This window comes from Ideonella sp. P3_A4, from assembly GCF_056403075.1.
This window is the reverse complement of sequence record NZ_JBFUGE010001159.1, coordinates 1-1,065: the sequence shown is the minus strand read 5'-3', so window position 1 is coordinate 1,065 and position 1,065 is coordinate 1. Positions and strand designations below refer to the sequence as shown.

General features: G+C 64.1%; 1 protein-coding gene. It reads left to right on the top strand.

Going from position 1 to position 1,065, the window contains the following annotated elements; translation table 11 throughout:
- Positions 1 to 15: 15 nt before the first annotated feature.
- Positions 16 to 1,065: peptidylprolyl isomerase (locus AC1DYI_RS36625; protein WP_477208988.1), on the top strand; the 1,050-nt coding region annotated here is incomplete at its 3' end.

The following is a 1,065-nucleotide window of genomic DNA, read 5'->3' as shown; positions in this document are numbered from 1 at the left end:
GCCATGCGCCAGGCCATGGCCGGTGTGTCCGGTTCGCTGGTGGTGGGGCAGACGGCGAACGACACAGCCGTCAACGCGATCCTGGAGCGCCGCGAAGTGCAGCTGCAGCCGTTCATGGTCAAGGCCTATCTTGAGAAGGCCGCCCCGACCGATGCGGACCTGGAGGCCTACTACAAGAGCCACCAGGCGCAGTTCCACAGCAACGAGGAAGCCCGTATCGAGTACGCGATGCTGGACCTGGACACGCTGAAGAAGCAGATCACGTTGAGTGAAGATGACCTGCGCAAGTACTACGAGCAGAACATCGCTCGCTACACCAGCGCCGAAGAGCGCCACGCCGCGCACATCTTGATCAACGCCGCGAAGGACGCCCCGGCGGCCGATCGCGAAAAGGCCAAGGCGAAGGCCGAGAGCCTGCTGGCCGAAGCACGCAAGAATCCGGCCGGCTTCGCCGAACTGGCGAAGAAGAACTCGGACGACAAGGGCTCGGCCGCCAACGGCGGTGACCTCGACTTCTTCGGCCGTGGCGCAATGGTCAAGCCGTTCGAAGATGCGGCCTTCGCGATGAAGGCGGGCGAGATCAGCAACGTGGTCGAGTCGGAGTTCGGCTTCCACATCATCAAGCTGATCGCCGTGCGTGGTGGAGAGGCGAAGCCCTTCGAATCGGTGCGCGCCCAGATCGTCGACGAGGTGAGCAAGCCCAAGGCGCAGCAGATGTTCGCCAGCGCGGCCGAGCAGTTCACCAACATGGTCTATGAGCAGTCCGACAGCCTGCAGCCGGTGATCGACAAGCTGAAGCTCGGCAAGACCGAAGCCACTGTGCAGCGCACGCCGGCGCCCGGTGCCACTGGCCCGCTTGCTTCGCCCAAACTGCTCGACGCCATCTTCTCGACCGACTCGGTGAAGAACAAGCGCAACACCGAGGCCGTTGAAACCGGCACGAACCAATTGGTGTCGGCACGCATCGTCGAGCACCACCCCGAGCGTGTGTTGCCGCTGGCCGAAGTGCGCGATCGCGTGCTGGCTGCGGTGAAGGCCGAGCAGGCCACTGCCGCTGCGAAGAAG